This is a genomic window from Phyllobacterium sp. 0TCS1.6A, assembly GCF_026420825.1.
GTDB lineage: Bacteria > Pseudomonadota > Alphaproteobacteria > Rhizobiales > Rhizobiaceae > Phyllobacterium.
In genome coordinates, this window is the sequence record NZ_JAPMAB010000006.1 from 124,965 (window position 1) to 145,737 (window position 20,773).

A 20,773-nucleotide genomic window follows, 5' to 3' on the forward strand; every position below is an offset into this window, starting at 1 on the left:
CACTTTCCTGCCTTTGTTGTTAACCTTGATATACAGGCGATCTTGCTTGGGCCGATACGATATCAGACCCGGACGCGCACATAGGTGCCGGGTGCATCGGCCAGCACTTCGACGTGATTCGCGCCGGGTTGGCGCGCGGCGACGCGCGTATCGTCCTGCGCCGTGATCCAATCGTGCCAGTGATTCCACCACGAGCCGGGATGTTCTTCGGTGTGCGCCAGCCAGTCCTCGAACGACCCCTTCGGCGCGCCGCCGGTCCAGTACTGATACTTGTTCTTGCTCGGCGGATTGACCACCCCGGCAATATGGCCGGAACCCGAGAGGACATAGGTGACGTCGCCGCCGAAATGATGACAGCCGGTGAAAACCGACAGCGCCGGCGCGATGTGATCTTCCTTCGCCGCCAGATTGTAGATCGGTATCTTCACGTCCTTCAGCGAGAGTTGCTCGCCCGCCAGCCGCATCATCCCGCGCACCAGATTGTTGTCCAGATAGCAATTGCGCAGATAATAGGAGTGGTTGGCGGCGCTCATGCGCGTGGCGTCGGCATTCCAGTAGAGCAGGTCGAACGGCACTGGCTCGCGGCCGCGCATGTAATTATTGACCACATAGGGCCAGATCAGGTCGCCGGAGCGCAGCATGTTGAACGCCATCGCCATCCGCGTGCCTTCGAGGAAGCCTTCCGCCGACATGGCATTCTCCAATGCCCGGATCTGGTCCTCGTCGACAAAGACCTTCAGGTCGCCCGCATGGGTGAAATCGACCTGGGTGGTGAAGAGAGTGGCGCTTTTTATCCGCTCCTCGCCTTCCTTGGCGAAGAGGGCGAGCGCGGCGCTCAGCAGCGTCCCGCCGACGCAATAGCCGATGGCGTTGATGTCCTTTTCGCCGGTGATCTTCTCCACCGTGTCGAGGGCGTAGCGCAATCCCTCATTGACATACGCCGTCCAGTCCTTCTGCGCGTGGCGCTGGTCGGGATTGACCCAGGAGATCACGAATACCGTGTGGCCATGATCGACCGCCCATTTGATGAACGACTTTTCCGGGTTGAGATCGAGGATGTAGAATTTGTTGATCCATGGCGGGCAGATCAGGAGAGGGCGCTTCAACACCTCTTTCGTGGTCGGTTCGTATTGGATGATTTCCGCGACTTCGCTTCTCGCCACGACCTTGCCGGGCGTCGTCGCGATATTTTCGCCGAGCGCGAACTTGGTCAGGTCGGACTGGCGCAGGCGCAGGTCGCCGCCGCCGGCCGCAATGTCCTCGGCGAGCATCTTCATGCCCCTGACGAGATTCTCGCCATTGCTGGCAACCGTCTCCTTGTAGAGTTCCGGATTGGTCAGGAGGAAGTTGCTCGGCGACGCCGCCGCCGTCAGCTGCTTGACGTAGAACGAGGCCTTGTGGCGCGTATGTTCGTCGAGCCCCTCGGCGTTTTCCACCAGGTCGATGGCCCAGCGCGAGGTGACGAGATAGGCCTGTTTCAGGAAATCGAAGAACGCATTGCGGCCCCAGTCTTCATCGTTGAAGCGCTTGTCGTTCCTGTCCGGTTCGGCGACGGCCTCGACCTCCTCGCCGCCGAGACGCCTGATGGAATTGGCCCATATCTGCATATAGCTGGCGAAGAGCTTCGTCTGCGCCTCGACCGCGCGCGATGGCTCCGCCAGCCAGTATTCGGTGACCTTGGAGAAGGTTTTCACCACATCGGCGACGGGATCGGCGAGCGTGTCGCGCTTCATGCCTTTTTCGCGGGGCTCGACCCAGGCAGAGGCAGCCTTGCCGGCCTGCTCGATCATATGGGCGACATTGCGCGCGAAAGCATCCGGATCCTTGACGACGTAGCTGTCGAGGTTCGGGAACTTGCCTCCCTTGCCGCCCTGATTATCCATGCAGTCGCTTCCTCCCGGTCACAGCATTCTTGACATGATAACATAAGATGGTGCTATCCCTCCAAGGCGCAATTGGTGTAGCCATGAGAAATATCGATACAGCAGTCAGGATAAACGATGATTATGACGCTTGAACCGCTTGCCCGTGGCTTGGCAGTTGCATCCCTGATTGCGGCCTTGAGCGCCTGCGCCAATACGCCTCCGGCGCCGGGTGCCAGCTCGCCGCTGGTCGGCCCGGTCAATACCGGCACCTATCCGCACTTCACTCCGGACCCGAAGGGCGAGACGACTCAGTTCACGCCCGAAGAGAAGACTGCGCTGCAACAGCGCCTCGTCGCCGCCAAGGGCAGGCAGGCGGGCCCGTCGGCAGACCCTGCAGCCGCGGCGCGCAAACAGGCGGAGATAAGGCAATTGCGCGAGCAGCAGGCGCAAGACCTCAAGGATATCGAGGGCCAGACGGTCGAAGGCCAATAGCCCGCCAACAGCCTGAAAACCGGTAGCTGAAAGCAGCCTGTCCGTTAATGCAACGCTGCGTTGCATTAATATCATTTGTGCGCGCACCGCCCCCAATGCAGCATCGCATTTTTCAACCTTCTGCGGTCCCCAGCCATGCCCTTGCCGATTCTCGCCCTAGCGATAGCCTCCTTCTGTATCGGAACCACCGAATTCGTGATCATGGGACTTCTGCCCGAAGTCGCCGCCGACCTGTCGGTTTCGATCCCGAGCGCCGGCCTGCTGGTCACCGGCTATGCGCTCGGCGTCGTCCTCGGCGCGCCGATCATCGCCATCGCCACCGCATCGATGCCGCGCAAGCCGGTACTGGTCGGGCTGGCCATGCTGTTCGTCATCGGCAATCTCTTCTGCGCCATCGCGCCGAACTACTGGCTGCTGATGCTGGCGCGCGTCGTGACCGCCTTTGGGCATGGAGCGTTCTTCGGCATCGGTTCCGTCGTCGCGGCCAGCCTCGTGCCACGCCACAAGCGGGCCAGCGCGATCGCCCTGATGTTTGCCGGCCTGACCCTTGCCAATATTCTCGGCGTGCCGGCCGGCACGGCGCTCGGCGAAGTCTATGGCTGGCGCTCGACCTTCTTTGCCGTCGTCGTCATAGGCATTGCCGCGGTCATCGCGATCCATGTCCTGGTGCCGTCGGCAGGCGAGGGGCAGAAGGGGGCCGGCATACTCAATGAGGTCAAGGTTCTGGCCAAGCTGCAGGTCTGGCTCGCCATGCTGATATCGGCGCTGGCGTCAGGCAGCCTGTTTGCGGTCTTCACCTATATCAAGCCGATCCTGACCGATGTTTCCGGCATTTCGACCGGCAGCGTCACCTGGGTGCTGCTGCTCTTCGGTGCGGGCATGACCGTCGGCAATGTGGTCGGCGGCAGGCTGGCCGACTGGAAGCTGATGCCGACCGTGCTGGCGACGCTGGTCGCCCTTGCCGTGACGCATGTCGTGCTGGCCGAGGTCGCGGGCTTTGCCACGGCGACCATCGTGCTGGTGTTCTTCTGGGGCGTCCTGACCTTCGTCATCGTTCCGCCGCTGCAGATGCGGGTGGTGGAATCGGCCGACGAAGCGCCAAACCTTGCGGCCACGCTCAATCAGGGCGCCTTTAATTTCGGCAATGCCGCCGGCGCCTGGATCGGCGGCGCCGCGCTGACCCTCGGCGTCTCCTATCAGCAGCTTCCCTTCGTCGGCGCTGCGCTTGCCGTTGTCGGCCTCGGCTTTGCGGCCTGGTCGGCATGGCTGGACAGCCGCGGGCGGCGCGCGAATGCCCCGGTGGAGATCGGCGAGGTGCTCGACCAGGAGATGGCGCTCGAGCCGCTTGCGGGCGTCCAGGGCTAGCCGGCAATTCCGCTGCCTGGCCCGATGTCCGCTACCCGGTTTATTGCCGCCTCCTGACCGTGCATGAATCGTTCATAGGACCGGCCCGGATCGTTCGTAGGACCGAATGTCGCAGTTAGGATTTTAGCGGTCGGTGCGGCGAAGGAACCGGGTCACATTAATATCATTCTAAAGAGCGTTTTTAGGGTGATTTTCGATCAGAAAGTGAGAAGAATCGTGATTTTTGCTGGTGTTTTTGCAGGCTGGGCGCATATTCTGCAGCGGGTAGGGGCGGTTCAGAACGTGATTGTTGCACTTGCGTGCTTGGCGCTAACGCGCTAACCCTCGCCCAACGTCCAGCCGGAAGGTTGGCGTGGCCTGTCGCGTGTTTGCGGCGACTGTTTTTATGACATGGCATTCTTGTCAGCCTGAGTTCAATAGGCGGAAAAAGACGGATCATGAACGAGCTCTTAAGTTCCTATCTGCCCATCGTAATCTTTATCGGTGTGGCGCTGCTGATTGGTGTGGCGCTTCTTGTTGCCCCATTCCTGGTGGCATATAGCGCGCCGGACGCCGAGAAGCTCTCGGCCTATGAATGCGGCTTCAATGCTTTCGACGACGCCCGCATGAAGTTCGACGTTCGCTTCTACCTCGTCTCGATCCTGTTCATCATCTTCGATCTCGAAGTGGCCTTTCTCTTCCCCTGGGCGATATCGTTTGGCGCCGTCGGATGGTTCGGCTTCTGGTCGATGATGGTTTTCCTGGCCGTGCTGACGATCGGCTTCATTTATGAATGGAAGAAGGGAGCGCTGGAATGGGATTGACCAACAGCAATACCACCCTGGTTGCGCCGCAGCCAAAAGGTATAATCGACCCGAATTCGGGCAAGCCGATCGGCTCCGACGATGCTTTCTTCGGCGAGATAAACAATGAGCTGGCCGACAAGGGTTTCATCCTGACTTCGGCCGATGCGCTCGTTACCTGGGCGCGCACCGGTTCGCTGATGTGGATGACCTTCGGTCTTGCCTGCTGCGCCGTGGAAATGATGCACACCTCCATGCCGCGCTATGACGGCGAGCGTTTCGGCTTCGCGCCGCGCGCCTCACCGCGCCAGTCCGACGTGATGATCGTCGCCGGCACGCTGACGAACAAGATGGCGCCTGCGCTTCGCAAGGTCTACGACCAGATGCCGGAGCCGCGCTATGTCATCTCCATGGGCTCCTGTGCCAATGGCGGCGGCTATTATCACTATTCCTATTCGGTGGTGCGTGGCTGCGACCGCGTGGTGCCGGTCGATATCTACGTGCCGGGCTGCCCGCCCACGGCGGAAGCGCTGCTCTACGGCGTTCTGATGCTGCAGAAGAAGATCCGCCGCACCGGGACGATCGAGCGATAGGATGGTGACGATGTTCGAAGAAGCGCTGACCGAGCTTTCAGCCTATCTGAGCGAAAAGCCTGCGCTGTCGCTCAAATCGGTCGAGGTCGCCTATGGCGAACTCAATCTCGAGGTGGAGAGGGACGGCCTGCTCGACCTTCTGACCTTCCTGCGCGACGATGTGCAGTGCCAGTTCGTATGCCTCATCGACATTTGCGGCGTCGACTATCCGTCGCGGGTGCACCGGTTCGACGTGGTCTACCACCTTCTGTCGCCACGGCAGAACTTGCGCGTCCGCGTCAAGGTCGCGACGGACGAGGATACGCCGATACCATCGGCGACGCCGGTCTATCCGGGCGCCGACTGGTATGAGCGCGAGACCTACGACCTTTACGGCGTGCTGTTCTCCGGTCATCCGGATCTGCGCCGGATTCTCACCGATTACGGTTTCGAGGGACATCCGCTGCGCAAGGATTTCCCGCTTACCGGTTTCGTCGAAGTTCGCTACGATGACGAGATGAAGCGGGTCGTCTACGAGCCCGTCGAATTGCGTCAGGAATTCCGTAAGTTCGATTTCGAGTCACCATGGGAAGGCACGGATTATGTGCTTCCGGGCGACGAAAAAGCGAAGCAATAGGGGGAGACAGTGGGTTCGTTCTCCAAAATCCCGCCTGTTTGCCTGAATCCTGCTTTGGATCGTCAGTTTCAAGAAATGGCCTAGCGATGACTGAACACAACGTTCGCAACTTCAACATCAATTTCGGGCCGCAACATCCTGCGGCGCACGGCGTTCTGCGCCTTGTGCTTGAGCTGGATGGCGAGGTGGTCGCGCGCGTGGACCCGCATATCGGTCTTCTGCACCGCGGCACCGAAAAGCTGATGGAAGCCAAGACCTATCTTCAGGCCGTGCCCTACCTCGACCGCCTCGATTATGTGGCGCCGATGAACCAGGAACATGCCTTCGCGCTCGCGGTGGAGCGTCTGCTCGGCCTCGAAGTGCCGATGCGCGGCCAGCTGATCCGCGTGCTTTTCTCCGAGATCGGCCGTATTCTCTCGCATCTTCTCAACGTCACCACGCAGGCCATGGACGTCGGCGCGCTGACGCCGCCGCTCTGGGGCTTCGAAGAACGCGAGAAGCTGATGGTCTTCTACGAGCGCGCGAGCGGCGCCCGCATGCACGCGGCCTATTTCCGTCCGGGCGGCGTCCATCAGGACGTGCCGGACCAGCTGATCGAAGATATCGGCAAATGGTGCGATCCGTTCCTTGAGACCGTCAAGAACCTCGACGATCTGATCACGCCGAACCGCATCTTCAAGCAGCGCAACGTCGATATCGGCGTCGTTTCGCTGGAAGAGGCCTGGGCCTGGGGATTCTCCGGCGTCATGGTCCGTGGTTCCGGCGCCGCGTGGGACCTGCGCAAATCGCAGCCCTATGAGTGCTATTCCGAGATGGAGTTCGATGTACCGATCGGCAAGAATGGCGATTGCTACGACCGCTATCTGATCCGCATGGAAGAGATGCGCCAGTCGGTTCGCATCATGCGCCAGTGCGTCGACCGGCTGCTCGGTGCCGAGAAGGTCGGGCCGGTGTCCAACACCTCCGCCAAGATCGTGCCGCCGAAGCGCGGCGAGATGAAGCGTTCGATGGAAGCGCTCATCCATCACTTCAAGCTCTATACGGAAGGCTATCACGTTCCCGCCGGCGAAGTTTACGCCGCCGTGGAAGCCCCGAAGGGCGAATTCGGCGTGTTCGTCGTCGCCGATGGTTCCAACAAGCCCTATCGCGTCAAGCTGCGCGCGCCCGGTTTCGCCCATCTTCAAGCCATGGATTTCCTGTGCCGTGGTCATATGCTGGCCGACGTTTCCGCCGTGCTCGGCTCGCTCGATATCGTATTTGGTGAGGTTGATCGTTAATGTCAGTCCGTCGTCTCGCAGAAGATAATTTCCAGCCGGGGACATTCGCGTTCAACCGCGAAAACAGCGCCTGGGCGAAGCTTGCAATCAAGAAATATCCCAAGGGCCGCGAACAATCCGCTGTGATACCGCTGCTGATGCGGGCGCAGGAGCAGGAAGGCTGGGTGACGAAGGCCGCCATCGAGCACGTCGCCGAAATGCTCGACATGCCGATGATCCGCGTGCTGGAAGTCGCCACCTTCTATACGCAGTTCCAGCTGAAGCCGGTCGGGACGCGCGCGCATTTCCAGGTCTGCGGCACGACGCCCTGCATGCTGCGCGGCTCGGAGGACCTGAAGAAGGTCTGCCAGAGCAAGATCCATCATGAACAGTTCCATCTCAACGAGAGCGGCACGCTGTCATGGGAAGAGGTGGAATGCCTCGGTGCCTGCGTCAACGCCCCGATGGTCATGGTTTTCAAGGATACCTACGAAGATCTGACGCCGGAGCGCCTCGAAGAGATCATCGATGCCTATGAGGCGGGCAAGGGTGCCGAACTGCCGGTAGGACCGCAGATCGAACGGCATTTCTCCGCGCCCGAAGGCGGATTGACCTCGCTGACCGAAAGGGCGGCCAACGCCAACAAGGCATCGTCCGGCGATGCGGGAGCGGCGGCGGTGCCCCCTTCCAATGCCGCCAAGCCCGTGACCCATGCGGAGGCGACCGATCCCGCGATCAAGTCGCCATCCACGGTGAAGGCGCCGAAAGGCGCGGAAGCCGCCACGTCGACGCCCGCGCCGAAGCAGTCCACCACGCGGCGGACCATCAAGAACCCGCCGCTGGCAGAGGGTTCGCCTGGCGAGAAACCAACGGTACAGTCGATCGAGGCGGACCCGAAGGCCCTGTCGCTGACCGACAGGAACCGGCCGGCTGCCGTCGAGCGTCCGGCGCAGGTCGACGATTTGAAGCTGATTTCCGGCGTCGGGCCGAAGATCGAGCAGACTTTGCATGAACTGGGCATATTCACCTATGCGCAGATCGCGTCGTGGAAGAAGGCCGAGCGCGAATGGGTCGACGGCTATCTGAAGTTCCACGGCCGCATCGAGCGCGAGGAATGGGTGAAACAGGCCAAGGCATTGGCCAAGGGCGGCGAAGCGGAATACATCAGGGTATTCGGCAAGACGCCGCGATGATGAATTCGGACGCTTCCGGCGTTCGACAGGTGCACGAAGAGAATAGGACGGTGTGAAATGCTTGCTGATAAAGACCGCATCTTCACCAATATTTATGGCCTTCACGACAAATCGTTGAAGGGCGCAATGTCTCGTGGCCATTGGGACGGCACTGCCGGCATCATCGCCAAGGGCAGGGACTGGATCATCGAGGAAATGAAGGCTTCCGGCCTGCGCGGGCGCGGCGGTGCCGGCTTCCCGACCGGGCTTAAATGGTCCTTCATGCCGAAGGAAAGCGACGGCCGTCCGCATTATCTCGTCATCAATGCCGACGAATCCGAGCCCGGCACCTGCAAGGACCGCGATATTATGCGGCACGATCCGCACACGCTGATCGAAGGTTGCCTCATCGCCGGTTTCGCCATGGGCGCGCACACCTGCTACATCTATGTCCGCGGCGAATACATTCGCGAGCGCGAGGCGCTGCAGCGGGCGATCGACGAGTGCTACGATGCGGGCCTGCTCGGCAAGAACAACAAGAATGGCTGGGATTACGACATCTTCGTCCATCATGGCGCCGGCGCCTATATCTGCGGCGAGGAGACCGCGCTGCTCGAAAGCCTTGAAGGCAAGAAGGGCCAGCCACGGCTGAAGCCGCCATTCCCGGCCAATATGGGTCTCTACGGCTGCCCGACGACGGTCAACAACGTCGAATCCATTGCCGTTGCGCCGACGATCCTGCGCCGCGGCGCTTCCTGGTTCTCCAGCATCGGCCGCCCGAACAATGTCGGCACCAAGCTGTTCATGGTCTCGGGCCACGTCAACCGTCCCTGCACGGTCGAAGAGGCAATGGGCATCCCGTTCCGCGAACTGATCGAGAAGCATGCCGGCGGCATTCGCGGCGGCTGGGACAACCTGCTGGCGGTCATCCCCGGCGGCGCATCCTGCCCGGTCGTCCCCGCGGCGGACATCATCGATTGCCCGATGGATTTCGATGGCCTGCGCGGGGTGAAATCCTCCTTCGGCACGGCTGCCGTCATCGTCATGGACAAGTCCACCGACATCGTGCGGGCGATTGCGCGGCTGTCCTACTTCTTCAAGCATGAGAGCTGCGGCCAGTGCACGCCGTGCCGCGAAGGCACCGGCTGGATGTGGCGGGTGATGGAACGCATGGTCACCGGCAATGCCCAGAAGCGCGAAATCGACATGCTGCTCGACGTGACCAAGCAGATCGAGGGCCATACGATCTGTGCGCTCGGAGACGCGGCCGCCTGGCCGGTGCAGGGACTCATCCGTCACTTCCGCCCGGAAATCGAGCGGCGTATCGACGAGTTCTCGCGCAACGCCTCGGCCAGCCCCGTTCTCGTCGCGGCAGAGTGAGGCGGACGCCGATGAGCAAATCCCGGAACAGGACGAGCGAAGTCGATGTCATGGCGCTGCTGCCACGACAGTTCGCTCCGGCTGCCAATCTGTTCGGCCCCGTCATGGGCGCCGCGGCTGCGGCCTCGGTCGTCGGTCTCGGTGTTGCCAGCCAGTTCTGGGGGTTCTGGGCAGGTGCGTTCGCCGGCGGTCTCGACGCTGCGCGGACGGGGGAGGCCCATGTTCCGGCCCAGCCCTCGCGGGGCGAACGCGCTGACGAGCTCGACCGGCTGAAACAGATGATCCGCGCCCGGCCGGATATCAGGGATCAGGTGAAGAGTCCGGTGCAAGCATCGGAAAAGAAAGAAGTATCGTCCGCTATTGCCGTCAAGGACGATCTGAAGCGGATTTCCGGCCTTGGTCCCAAGGCCGAGCAGGTGCTGAATGGGATGGGCATCTTCACCTATGAACAGGTGGCGGCCTGGACCTCGGAAGAAATAGCCGGGATCGATGCGCGGTTGCGGCTTGGCGGCCGTATCCGGCGCGACGACTGGACCGGCCAGGCGGCGGCGCTCGTCATATCGGATGGAGCGCGCTGATGCTGTCCGGAGAAATTGGAAGATTGTTCGACGACCAGCCGGCAGGGCTTTGCCGGGGCAGGTCGGGGACTGATATCCGCGCCTTGGTGCCGCTTGATGCCGGTGCCGGTTTTGCGGATGTGCATGCAGCTTTTGAAGCGGCAACAGGTGCCGGAGAAGAATAATGGCGAAGATCAAAGTCGACGGTAACGAGCTTGAGGTACCGGATCACTACACGCTGCTGCAGGCAGCGGAAGCGGCAGGCGCCGAGGTGCCGCGCTTCTGCTTCCATGAGCGCCTGTCGATCGCCGGCAATTGCCGCATGTGCCTCATCGAGGTGAAGGGCGGGCCGCCCAAGCCTGCCGCATCCTGCGCCATGGGCGTGCGCGATCTGCGCCCGGGTCCGAACGGCGAGACGCCGGAAATCTTCACCAATACGCCCATGGTCAAGAAGGCCCGCGAAGGCGTGATGGAGTTCCTGCTGATCAACCACCCGCTGGATTGCCCGATCTGCGACCAGGGCGGCGAGTGCGACCTGCAGGACCAGGCGATGGCCTTTGGCGTCGATTCTTCGCGCTACAAGGAGAACAAGCGCGCCGTCGAGGACAAGTATATCGGGCCGCTGGTCAAGACGATCATGACCCGCTGCATCCATTGCACGCGCTGCGTCCGCTTCACCACGGAAGTTGCCGGCATTTCGGAACTGGGCCTGATCGGCCGCGGCGAAGATGCCGAGATCACCACCTATCTCGAGCAGGCGATGACCTCCGAACTGCAGGGCAATGTCATCGACCTCTGCCCGGTCGGTGCGCTGACGTCCAAGCCCTACGCCTTCCAGGCGCGTCCGTGGGAGCTGAGCAAGACCGAATCGATCGACGTCATGGACGCCGTCGGTTCCGCTATCCGCGTCGATACGCGTGGCCGCGAAGTCATGCGCATCCTGCCGCGCGTCAACGAACAGGTCAATGAAGAGTGGATTTCCGACAAGACCCGCTTCATCTGGGACGGACTGCGCACGCAGCGCCTCGACCGCCCCTATGTGCGCACGAATGGCAGGCTTGTCGCAGCCACCTGGCCGGAAGCCTTCGCCGCGATCAAGGCAGCGGTTTCGGCGACGGGCGGCGACAGGATCGGCGCCATTGCCGGCGATCTTGCGACCGTCGAGGAAATGTATGCGCTGAAGCAGCTGATGCAGTCGCTCGGCTCGGCCAATATCGACGCCCGGCAGGACGGTTCGGTCCTCACCAACGCCAATGGCCGCGCGAGCTATGTCTTCAATCCGACGATCGACGGTATCGAACAGGCCGACGCCATCCTGATCATCGGCTCCAATCCGCGCTTTGAAGCGTCGCTGCTCAATGCGCGCATCCGCAAGCGCTGGCGTGCAGCGGGCATCCCGATCGCCGTCATCGGCGAGAAGGCGGACATGCGCTTCAACTACGAATATCTCGGCGCCGGGGCGGAAACGCTCGCCGATCTCGCGGCCGGTTCGCTCAAGTTCCTTTCGGTGCTGCAGAAGGCCAAGAACCCGATGATCCTGATCGGGCAGGGCGCGCTGAACCGCCCGGACAGCGCTGCGGTGCTTGGACTGGCAGCGAAGCTCGCCGCCGATACCGCGGCGATCGGCGCGGACTGGAACGGTTTCGGCGTGATCCACACGGCTGCCAGCCGCGTCGGCGCGCTCGACATCGGCTTCGTGCCCGGCGAAGGCGGCAAGACGGTCGCCGAGATGAAGGATGCGATGGATGTCGTGTTCCTGCTCGGCGCGGATGAATTGAACTGGGGCGACCGGTCCGCCGACGCCAACAAGGCCTTCACGGTCTATATCGGCACGCATGGCGATCAGGGCGCGCACAATGCCGACGTGATCCTGCCGGGCGCCGCCTATACGGAGAAGTCCGGAACCTATGTGAATACGGAAGGACGGGTGCAGATGGCGGCCCGCGCCGGCTTCGCGCCCGGCGATGCCAAGGAGGATTGGGCGATCCTGCGCGCCCTGTCGGATGTCCTTGGCCAGAAGCTGCCCTTCGACTCGCTCGCGGCGCTGCGTGCCCGTCTTTACGGCGAATATCCACACCTTGCGGCAATTGATACGATTGAGGCTGGGAACCCTGACGATATAAGGAAGCTGGCGAGCGTGACCGGGCCTGTCGACAAGACCGGTTTCGTTTCGCCCGTCGCCGATTTCTACCTGACCAACCCGATCGCACGTGCCTCGGCTGTGATGGCCGAATGTTCCGCGCTCGCCAAGGGCGGCTTCAAGCAGGCAGCCGAATAGGCGGGAAGAGACTGATATGGAAGATATATTCGCAACCTACATCCTGCCGTTTCTGATCATCCTCGGGAAGTCGCTCCTGCTGCTGGTCGTGATGCTGCTCATCATCGCCTATCTGCTTTATGCGGATCGCAAGATCTGGGCGGCGGTACAGCTTCGTCGCGGCCCGAACGTGGTCGGGCCCTTCGGCCTGCTGCAATCCTTCGCCGACCTTCTGAAATTCGTCGTCAAGGAGCCGATCATCCCGTCGGGCGCCAACAAGGGCATCTTCCTGCTCGCGCCGCTGGTGTCGTCGGTTCTCGCCATGGCGGCCTGGGCCGTGGTTCCGGTGAATGAGGGCTGGGCGGTAGCCAATATCAATGTCGGCATACTCTACGTCCTGGCGATCTCCTCGCTGGAGGTCTATGGCGTCATCATGGCCGGCTGGGCGTCGAACTCGAAATATCCGTTTCTCGGCGCGCTTCGCTCGGCGGCGCAGATGGTGTCCTACGAGGTGTCGATCGGCTTCGTCATCGTCACCGTTCTCCTCTGCGTCGGTTCGCTCAACCTGACCGATATTGTCCTGTCGCAGAAGGACGGACTGGGCACGATGGTCGGCCTGCCGAACAGCTTCCTCGACTGGCATTGGCTCGGCCTGTTCCCGATGTTCATCATCTTCTTCGTCTCCGCCCTTGCCGAGACCAACCGTCCGCCATTCGACCTGGTGGAAGCCGAGTCGGAGCTCGTCGCCGGCCACATGATCGAATATTCGTCGACGGCATTCCTGCTGTTCTTCCTTGGTGAATATGTCGCCATCGTGCTGATGTGCGCCCTGACCACCATCATGTTCCTCGGCGGATGGCTGCCCCCGGTCGATGTATGGTTCCTCAACTGGGTGCCGGGCGTCGTCTGGTTCCTGCTCAAGCTGTTCTTCTGCTTCTTCATGTTCGCCATGGTGAAAGCATTTGTTCCGCGCTATCGCTACGACCAGTTGATGCGCCTCGGCTGGAAGGTCTTCCTGCCAATCTCGCTCTTCATGGTCGTCGCCACCGCGGCCTTCCTTAAAATAACGGGTCTTACGCCATGAGTTCGCTTGCACAAGCTGCAAAATCACTCCTGCTTCTGGAATTTGTCGGCGCATTCTTCTTGTCGATGCGGCAGTTCTTCGCGCCGAAGGCGACGCTGAACTACCCGTTCGAAAAGGGGCCGCTCAGCCCGCGCTTCCGCGGCGAGCATGCGTTGCGCCGCTATCCCAATGGCGAGGAACGCTGCATCGCCTGCAAATTGTGCGAGGCGATCTGCCCGGCACAGGCGATCACCATCGAGGCCGGCCCGCGCCGCAATGACGGAACGCGCCGCACCGTCCGTTATGACATCGACATGGTGAAGTGCATCTATTGCGGTTTCTGCCAGGAGGCTTGCCCGGTGGATGCCATCGTCGAGGGGCCGAATTTCGAATTCGCCACCGAGACCCGCGAAGAACTCTACTATGACAAGGAGAGGCTTCTGGCGAACGGCGATCGTTGGGAACGCGAACTGGCGCGCAACATAGCATTGGATGCGCCTTACCGCTGAGTGTGCGTGCGCGCTTGTGTCCTTCCAAGGTAGCTTCTACCGAGGGGAAACTTGCGCTAAGAGGCGTGAAAATTTGGAAGGTCGGTCCGCCCGTGGCGGAGCGGCTGTGAGAATGGCAGTTCATGCTGCCGGATTGGAAATCGAGGAAACCCATGCTGACAGGTATAGCGGCGGCGTTTTTCTACCTCTTCGCCTTTATAACGATCGCCAGTGCTTTCATGGTGATCGCGGCCCGCAACCCCGTACATTCCGTACTGTTCTTGATCCTGGCATTCTTCAATGCGGCGGGCCTGTTCCTGCTGACTGGCGCTGAATTCCTGGCGATGATCCTGCTGGTCGTCTATGTCGGCGCCGTTGCGGTTCTCTTCCTCTTCGTCGTCATGATGCTCGACGTGGATTTCGCGGAACTGAAAAGGGGAGCGCTGCAATATGCGCCCATCGGCGCGCTCGTCGGCATCATTCTCGCTGCCGAACTCATCGTCGTCCTGGCCGGATCGGTCTTCGCGCCCAATGTCGCTTCGGTCGCCGTGCAGCCATCGCCGGATGCCGCGACACGCAGCAATACGGCGGCGCTCGGCGATATTCTCTACACGGATTACGTGTACTTCTTCCAGATCGCCGGGCTTGTCCTGCTGGTCGCGATGATCGGCGCCATCGTGCTGACCTTGCGCCACAAGGAAGGCGTCAAGCGCCAGAACATAACGCAGCAGGTCCGCCGCACGCCGGAAACGGCGATCGAGGTCAAGCAGGTCGAAACAGGCAAGGGTATTTGATTATGGAAATCGGTATCGCACATTATCTCACGGTTTCGGCGCTGCTCTTCACGCTCGGCATCTTCGGTATCTTCCTGAACCGCAAGAATGTCATCGTCATCTTGATGTCGGTCGAGCTCATCCTTTTGGCCGTGAACCTGAATTTCGTAGCTTTTTCGGCTGCTCTCGGCGATCTCGTCGGGCAGATCTTCGCATTGTTTGTCCTGACCGTGGCTGCCGCCGAGGCGGCGATCGGTCTTGCAATTCTAGTCGTGTTCTACCGCAATCGGGGGTCGATTGCCGTGGAAGACGTCAACATGATGAAAGGTTGACGGGGACATGCTGTACCTGGCGATTGTCTTCCTTCCGCTTGCCGGTTTCCTGATAGCGGGCCTGTTCGGCGCGTCGATCGGCGCCAAGGCGAGTGAATATGTGACGACGGGCCTGCTGATCGTCGTGGCGATCCTGTCGTGGATCGCTTTCGTGACGGTCGGCCTCGGCCATACCGAGGCTTTCAAGGTACCGGTGCTTCACTGGGTCGAATCTGGCTCGCTGAGCTTCGACTGGGCCTTGCGCATCGACACGCTGACGGTGGTCATGCTTGTCGTGGTGAACACGGTGTCCGCGCTGGTGCATGCCTATTCCATCGGCTACATGCACCATGATCCGCATCGCCCGCGTTTCTTCGCCTACCTGTCGCTCTTCACCTTCGCCATGCTGATGCTGGTCACTGCCGACAACCTCGCGCAGATGTTCTTCGGCTGGGAAGGCGTCGGCCTTGCCTCCTACCTGCTGATCGGCTTCTGGTTCAAGAAGCCATCGGCCAATGCCGCGGCGATGAAGGCCTTCATCGTCAACCGCGTCGGCGATTTCGGCTTCCTCCTCGGCATCTTCACGCTGTTCGTGCTTTTCGACACGGTGCAGTTCGACACGCTGTTCTCGGCGGCGGCACAATACCTGCCGGCTGAAGGCGCTGCCGGCGGCGATGCCGTCGTGCTGAATTTCCTCGGCTACAGCCTCGACAAGCAGGGTGCGATCACGGTTGCGGCCTTGCTGCTGTTCATGGGCGCCATGGGCAAATCGGCGCAGTTCCTGCTGCACACCTGGCTTCCGGACGCCATGGAAGGCCCGACGCCCGTCTCGGCGCTGATCCATGCCGCGACGATGGTCACGGCCGGCGTCTTCATGGTGGCGCGGCTTTCGCCGATCTTCGAACTGTCGCATACGGCGCTGATCGTCGTGACGGTCGTCGGCGCGACCACGGCGTTCTTCGCCGCGACGGTGGGCCTGGTCCAGAACGACATCAAGCGTGTCATCGCCTATTCGACCTGCTCGCAGCTCGGCTACATGTTCGTTGCGCTCGGGCTCGGTGCCTATGGCGCCGGCATCTTCCATCTGTTCACGCACGCCTTCTTCAAGGCGCTGCTGTTCCTGTGCGCCGGTTCCGTCATCCATGCGGTTTCGGACGAGCAGGACATGCGCCACATGGGCGGCCTGCGCAAATACATCCCCAAGACCTATTGGATGATGATCATCGGCACGGTCGCGCTGACGGGCCTCGGCATTCCGGGCACCATCATCGGCACGGCAGGCTTCTTCTCGAAGGACATGATCATCGAATCGGCCTTTGCGTCGCACAGCCCGGTCGCCGGCTATGCCTTCATCCTCCTCGTGGTGGCGGCGATCTTCACCAGCTTCTATTCATGGCGCCTGATTTTCATGACGTTCCACGGCCAGCCGCGCGCCAGCCATGACGTCATGCACCACGTGCACGAATCTCCCTATGTCATGCTGGTTCCGCTGTTCATTCTCGCCATTGGCGCGCTGTTCGCCGGTGTCGTCTTCCGCGAGTATTTCTTCGGCCACGAATATGCCGAGTTCTGGAAGGGCGCGATCTATACCGGCCCGGAAAACGAGATCCTCAACGAGTTCCACCACGTGCCCTTCATCGTGGCCGCGTCGCCGTTCCTGGCGATGGTCGCAGGCTTCCTCGTGTCCTGGTACTTCTATATCCGCTCGCCGGAAACCCCGAAGCGTCTGGCCGAGCAGCATCACGGGCTCTACCAGTTCCTGCTCAACAAATGGTACTTCGACGAACTCTATAATTTCATCTTCGTCCGTCCGGCCATGGCTCTCGGCAAGTTCCTGTGGAAGCGCGGCGATGGCTGGCTGATCGACGGGCATGGTCCCGACGGGATTTCCGCCCGCGTCGTCGATGTCACCAACCGGGTCGTGCGCCTGCAGACCGGCTACCTTTATCACTATGCGTTCGCGATGCTCATCGGGGTCGCCGCACTCGTCACGTGGATGATGCTCGGGAGCAACTTCTGATGACCGACTGGCCAATACTTTCTACCGTAACATTCCTGCCTCTGGTCGGCGCCTTCCTCGTCCTCATGATCCGCGACGACAGCGATGTCGCGCGCCGGAACATCCGCAATGTCACGCTGTGGACGACAATCATCACGTTCCTGCTGTCGCTGCCGATCTGGTACTATTTCGACAATAGCGAGGCGGGCTTCCAGTTCGTCGAGAAGTTCGACTGGCTGGACTCCGGCATCTCCTATCACATGGGCGTCGACGGCATTTCGGTGCTGTTCGTCATTCTGACGACCTTCCTCATGCCGCTGTGCATCCTTGCCAGCTGGGAGGCCATCCAGAACCGCGTGAAAGAGTACATGATAGCGTTTCTCATTCTCGAGACGCTGATGATCGGCGTGTTCTGCGCGCTCGATATCGTGCTCTTCTACGTCTTCTTCGAGGCGGTGCTGGTTCCGATGTTCATCATCATCGGCGTCTGGGGCGGCAAGCGGCGCGTCTATGCGAGCTTCAAGTTCTTCCTCTATACGCTGCTCGGTTCGGTGCTGATGCTGCTCGCCATCATGGCGATGTACTGGCAGGCCGGCACCACGGACATCCCGACGCTGCTCGCCTATTCCTTCCCGGTCTCGATGCAGACCTGGCTGTGGCTCGCCTTCTTTGCGTCCTTCGCCGTGAAAATGCCGATGTGGCCCGTCCACACCTGGCTGCCGGATGCGCACGTCGAAGCGCCGACGGCCGCCTCGGCCATCCTCGCCGGCATCCTCTTGAAGCTTGGCGGCTACGGCTTCCTGCGCTTCTCGCTGCCGATGTTCCCGATCGCTTCGGCCGACTTCGCGCCGCTGATCTATACGCTTTCCGTCGTCGCCATCGTCTATACGTCGCTCGTCGCGCTGATGCAGGAAGACATCAAGAAGCTGATCGCCTATTCGTCCGTCGCCCATATGGGATATGTGACGATGGGCATATTCGCGGCGAACGAGCAGGGCATCCAGGGTGCGCTGTTCCAGATGCTGTCGCATGGCCTCGTTTCGAGCGCGCTGTTCCTGTGCGTCGGCATCGTCTACGACCGCACCCATACGCGTGATATCGCGGCCTATGGCGGCCTCGTGAACAACATGCCGAAATATGCCGTGGTCTTCCTGATCTTCACGATGGCCAATGTCGGACTGCCCGGCACCTCGGGCTTCATCGGCGAATTCCTGGCGCTGATGGGCGTGTTCCGCGTCAATAGCTGGGTGGCGCTGTTTGCCACGACGGGCGTGATCTTCTCGGCGGCCTATGCGCTCTGGCTTTACCGGCGCGTGGTGTTCGGAAGTCTCGACAAGGAGAGCCTCAAGGCGCTTCTCGACATGACGCCGCGCGAAAAGGCCGTGATCTACCCGCTGGTGATCCTGACGATCTTCTATGGCGTCTATCCGATGCCCGTCTTCGATGCCACGGCGAGTTCCGTCCACGCACTGATCAATCAATACAATAACGCGCTATCCACGGCTGCCACGCTGGCGCTGAAATAGCAGGAGAGGCCAAGGCCGATGCAGACCGACATGATTGCAAACCTTTCGCTGATGGCGCCCGAATTGCTGCTCGCAATCGGGGCCCTCGCTCTCCTGATGGTTGGAGCCTTCGCCGGCGAGAAATCCTATAGCCTCGTCAATGGCCTCAGCATTGCCGTCCTGTTGCTGGCGCTCGCCCTGGTTGTCGTGTTCCCGCAAGACGGGCACGTCTTCGGTCGTGCCTTCATCTCGGATTCGTTCGCGCGCTTCATGAAAGTACTGACCCTCGTCGGATCGGTGGTGACGCTGATCATGTCGTCGGGCTTCGCGAAATCGGAGAAGTTCGACAAGTTCGAGTTCCCGATCCTCGTCCTGCTGGCGAATGTGGGCATGCTGCTCATGATTTCCGCCAATGACACGCTTTCGCTTTATCTCGGCCTCGAGCTACAGTCGCTTGCGCTCTATGTCGTCGCCGCGATCAATCGCGACAGTGTCCGTTCGACGGAAGCCGGCCTGAAATATTTCGTCCTCGGCGCGCTGTCCTCGGGCATGCTGCTCTACGGTATTTCGCTCGTCTACGGCTTCACCGGCCATACGGGCTTCGAGGGCATCGCGCAGTCGCTGGCCGGCGGCGAACGGCCGCTCGGCGTGGTGTTCGGGCTGGTCTTCATCTTTGCCGGACTGGCATTCAAGATTTCGGCCGTGCCGTTCCACATGTGGACGCCGGACGTCTATGAGGGCGCGCCGACCCCGGTCACCGCCTTCTTCGCCAGCGCGCCGAAGATGGCTGCCATGGCGCTGCTGACGCGCGTCGCGGCGGAGACGTTCCAGCCGATCACCGCCGACTGGCGCCAGATCATCGTCTTCATCGCCATTGCCTCGATGGTCCTCGGCGCCTTTGCCGCCATCGGCCAGCGCAATATCAAGCGGCTGATGGCCTATTCCTCGATCAGCCACATGGGCTATGCGCTCGTCGGCCTTGCCGCCGGCACCGCTGTCGGCGTGCGCGGCGTCGCCATCTACATGCTGATCTATCTCGTCACCACGCTCGGCACTTTCGCCTTCATCCTGGCGATGCGCCGCAAGGACGGCAATGTCGAGCAGATCAGCGATCTTTCCGGTCTTTCCCGCACCAATCCGATCATGGCCACCATCCTGACCATCCTGATGTTCTCGCTGGCCGGCATTCCGCCGCTCGCGGGCTTCTGGGGCAAGTGGTACGTGTTCCTTGCCGCGATGCAGGCCAATCTCTATGCGCTGGCCATCATCGGCATCGTCGCTTCGGTCGTCGGCGCGTTCTACTACCTGCGTATCATCAAGATCATGTGGTTTGACGAACCGGCAGGCGGCTTCGTACCCGTGGCCGGCGAGCTGCGCCTCGTGCTCGGCGCATCCGGCCTGCTGGTCCTGTTCTACGTATTGGTTGGCGGTCCCGTCAGCACCTACGCGGAAGCAGCGTCCCGCTCGTTCTTCTAGGTCCGGGGATGGGCTTCACGCTATCGCCGCTGGCGCAGCAGAACGGTTTCAGGCTTGAGGCATTCGATGCGATAAGCTCGACCAATGCCGCGGGCCTCGAACGCGGGCAGGCCGGGGAGCCCGGAAAATTATGGATCGTATCGAAGAACCAGGCCAGCGGCCGCGGCAGGCGGGGGCGGGCATGGTCCTCGCCCACGGGCAATCTCGCCGCATCGCTGCTGCTGACCGATGGTCTCGAACTGCGCAACGCCGCAACGCTCGGCTTCGTCGCCGGGCTCTGCCTCATCGAAGCACTGGACGCGGTGGCGCCGCCGGCCGTGACCGCGACAGTGGATTTCAGGTTGAAATGGCCGAATGATCTGCTTGCAAATGGCGCGAAGCTCGCCGGCATCCTGCTCGAATCGACGCAATTGCCCAATGGCTGCCTCGCGCTCGTCATCGGCATCGGCGTCAATGTCGTCGCCTTTCCGGAGGGCCTGCCATATCCGGCCGCCTCGCTGCACGGCCTCGGCGTCGACTGCGATGCCGAGACGCTGTTCCTGGCAATGTCCGACAGCTGGCAGGAAAACTTCGCGCGATGGAATGGCGGGCAGGGGCTTGCCGCCATACGCCGGCGCTGGCTCGAACGGGCGGCGGGTATCGGCGGCGAAGTCGCCGTTCGAATGGACGGCGGGGTGGTACATGGTGTATTCGAAACTATTGACGACGATTGCCAGTTTGTCATTCGCGAGAGTGATGGCCGTCGTTTGAAGATTGCAGCAGGCGATGTCCATTTTGGCGCTATCGCTTCGGCACATGCCGATTGAATTATGTTCTAGGAGTT

The 20,773-nt window shown here is 61.4% G+C and carries 20 protein-coding genes; 19 read left to right on the forward strand and 1 reads right to left on the reverse strand.

Features of this window, described 5'->3' with window-relative positions:
* Positions 1–62 precede the first annotated feature (62 nt).
* Positions 63–1,883, reverse strand: coding sequence for a class I poly(R)-hydroxyalkanoic acid synthase (gene phaC / locus OSJ75_RS14365; RefSeq protein WP_267228526.1), 1,821 nt, complete (start codon positions 1,881–1,883; stop codon positions 63–65).
* Positions 1,884–2,000: 117 nt separating this feature from the next.
* On the opposite strand from phaC, the gene OSJ75_RS14370 reads away from it, so the two are divergent.
* The 19 genes from OSJ75_RS14370 (at position 2,001) to OSJ75_RS14460 (ending at position 20,756) form a co-directional block, all read left to right on the forward strand.
* Positions 2,001–2,357 carry a hypothetical protein gene (locus OSJ75_RS14370; RefSeq protein ID WP_267228527.1) on the forward strand — a complete coding sequence of 119 codons (357 nt, stop codon included), beginning with the start codon at positions 2,001–2,003 and terminating at the stop codon, positions 2,355–2,357.
* Positions 2,358–2,492: 135 nt separating this feature from the next.
* Positions 2,493–3,722 (forward strand): MFS transporter, encoded by a 1,230-nt coding sequence (locus tag OSJ75_RS14375; protein WP_267228528.1) that lies wholly within the window; start codon positions 2,493–2,495, stop codon positions 3,720–3,722.
* A gap of 437 nt (positions 3,723–4,159) precedes the next feature.
* Positions 4,160–4,525 carry an NADH-quinone oxidoreductase subunit A gene (locus tag OSJ75_RS14380; RefSeq protein ID WP_250018626.1) on the forward strand — a complete coding sequence of 122 codons (366 nt, stop codon included), beginning with the start codon at positions 4,160–4,162 and terminating at the stop codon, positions 4,523–4,525.
* Positions 4,516–5,097 carry a NuoB/complex I 20 kDa subunit family protein gene (locus OSJ75_RS14385; protein ID WP_250018627.1) on the forward strand — a complete coding sequence of 194 codons (582 nt, stop codon included), beginning with the start codon at positions 4,516–4,518 and terminating at the stop codon, positions 5,095–5,097. Before OSJ75_RS14380 ends, OSJ75_RS14385 begins: the two co-directional genes overlap by 10 nt.
* Positions 5,098–5,107: 10 nt before the next feature.
* Positions 5,108–5,713 carry an NADH-quinone oxidoreductase subunit C gene (locus OSJ75_RS14390; protein WP_250018628.1) on the forward strand — a complete coding sequence of 202 codons (606 nt, stop codon included), beginning with the start codon at positions 5,108–5,110 and terminating at the stop codon, positions 5,711–5,713.
* Between the two features lie 86 nt (positions 5,714–5,799).
* A complete protein-coding gene (locus OSJ75_RS14395; protein ID WP_250018629.1) occupies positions 5,800–6,990 on the forward strand; it encodes an NADH-quinone oxidoreductase subunit D in 1,191 nt (396 codons plus the stop codon).
* Positions 6,990–8,162: an NADH-quinone oxidoreductase subunit E gene (locus OSJ75_RS14400; RefSeq protein ID WP_267228529.1), complete on the forward strand. Its 1,173-nt coding sequence runs from the start codon at positions 6,990–6,992 to the stop codon at positions 8,160–8,162. The genes OSJ75_RS14395 and OSJ75_RS14400 overlap by 1 nt, the downstream gene beginning before the upstream one ends.
* Before the next feature lie 57 nt (positions 8,163–8,219).
* Positions 8,220–9,521 carry an NADH-quinone oxidoreductase subunit NuoF gene (nuoF, locus tag OSJ75_RS14405; RefSeq protein WP_250018631.1) on the forward strand — a complete coding sequence of 434 codons (1,302 nt, stop codon included), beginning with the start codon at positions 8,220–8,222 and terminating at the stop codon, positions 9,519–9,521.
* A gap of 11 nt (positions 9,522–9,532) precedes the next feature.
* Complete coding sequence (locus OSJ75_RS14410; RefSeq protein ID WP_267228530.1) at positions 9,533–10,099, forward strand: hypothetical protein; 567 nt, start codon at positions 9,533–9,535, stop codon at positions 10,097–10,099.
* Positions 10,099–10,263 (forward strand): hypothetical protein, encoded by a 165-nt coding sequence (locus tag OSJ75_RS14415; protein WP_267228531.1) that lies wholly within the window; start codon positions 10,099–10,101, stop codon positions 10,261–10,263. The genes OSJ75_RS14410 and OSJ75_RS14415 overlap by 1 nt, the downstream gene beginning before the upstream one ends.
* On the forward strand, positions 10,263–12,356 hold the full coding sequence (gene nuoG / locus OSJ75_RS14420) for an NADH-quinone oxidoreductase subunit NuoG (RefSeq protein WP_267228532.1): 2,094 nt from the start codon (positions 10,263–10,265) through the stop codon (positions 12,354–12,356). Before OSJ75_RS14415 ends, nuoG begins: the two co-directional genes overlap by 1 nt.
* A gap of 16 nt (positions 12,357–12,372) precedes the next feature.
* The gene (gene nuoH, locus OSJ75_RS14425; RefSeq protein WP_250018635.1) at positions 12,373–13,419 is read left to right on the forward strand and encodes an NADH-quinone oxidoreductase subunit NuoH; all 1,047 of its coding nucleotides are present in this window, start codon (positions 12,373–12,375) and stop codon (positions 13,417–13,419) included.
* On the forward strand, positions 13,416–13,907 hold the full coding sequence (gene nuoI / locus OSJ75_RS14430; protein ID WP_250018636.1) for an NADH-quinone oxidoreductase subunit NuoI: 492 nt from the start codon (positions 13,416–13,418) through the stop codon (positions 13,905–13,907). Before nuoH ends, nuoI begins: the two co-directional genes overlap by 4 nt.
* Positions 13,908–14,059: 152 nt before the next feature.
* Positions 14,060–14,680, forward strand: a complete 621-nt coding sequence (locus tag OSJ75_RS14435) for an NADH-quinone oxidoreductase subunit J (protein WP_250018637.1) — start codon at positions 14,060–14,062, stop codon at positions 14,678–14,680.
* 2 nt (positions 14,681–14,682) lie between these two features.
* Complete coding sequence (gene nuoK / locus OSJ75_RS14440; protein ID WP_099999304.1) at positions 14,683–14,991, forward strand: NADH-quinone oxidoreductase subunit NuoK; 309 nt, start codon at positions 14,683–14,685, stop codon at positions 14,989–14,991.
* A 7-nt stretch (positions 14,992–14,998) separates the two neighbouring features.
* Positions 14,999–16,990: an NADH-quinone oxidoreductase subunit L gene (nuoL, locus tag OSJ75_RS14445; protein ID WP_267228533.1), complete on the forward strand. Its 1,992-nt coding sequence runs from the start codon at positions 14,999–15,001 to the stop codon at positions 16,988–16,990.
* The gene (locus OSJ75_RS14450) at positions 16,990–18,495 is read left to right on the forward strand and encodes an NADH-quinone oxidoreductase subunit M (protein WP_250018639.1); all 1,506 of its coding nucleotides are present in this window, start codon (positions 16,990–16,992) and stop codon (positions 18,493–18,495) included. The genes nuoL and OSJ75_RS14450 overlap by 1 nt, the downstream gene beginning before the upstream one ends.
* Before the next feature lie 18 nt (positions 18,496–18,513).
* Positions 18,514–19,950: an NADH-quinone oxidoreductase subunit NuoN gene (nuoN, locus tag OSJ75_RS14455; RefSeq protein ID WP_250018640.1), complete on the forward strand. Its 1,437-nt coding sequence runs from the start codon at positions 18,514–18,516 to the stop codon at positions 19,948–19,950.
* An 8-nt stretch (positions 19,951–19,958) separates the two neighbouring features.
* Entirely contained in the window at positions 19,959–20,756 is a 798-nt protein-coding gene (locus tag OSJ75_RS14460) for a biotin--[acetyl-CoA-carboxylase] ligase (RefSeq protein WP_267228534.1), read from the forward strand.
* Positions 20,757–20,773 lie beyond the last annotated feature (17 nt).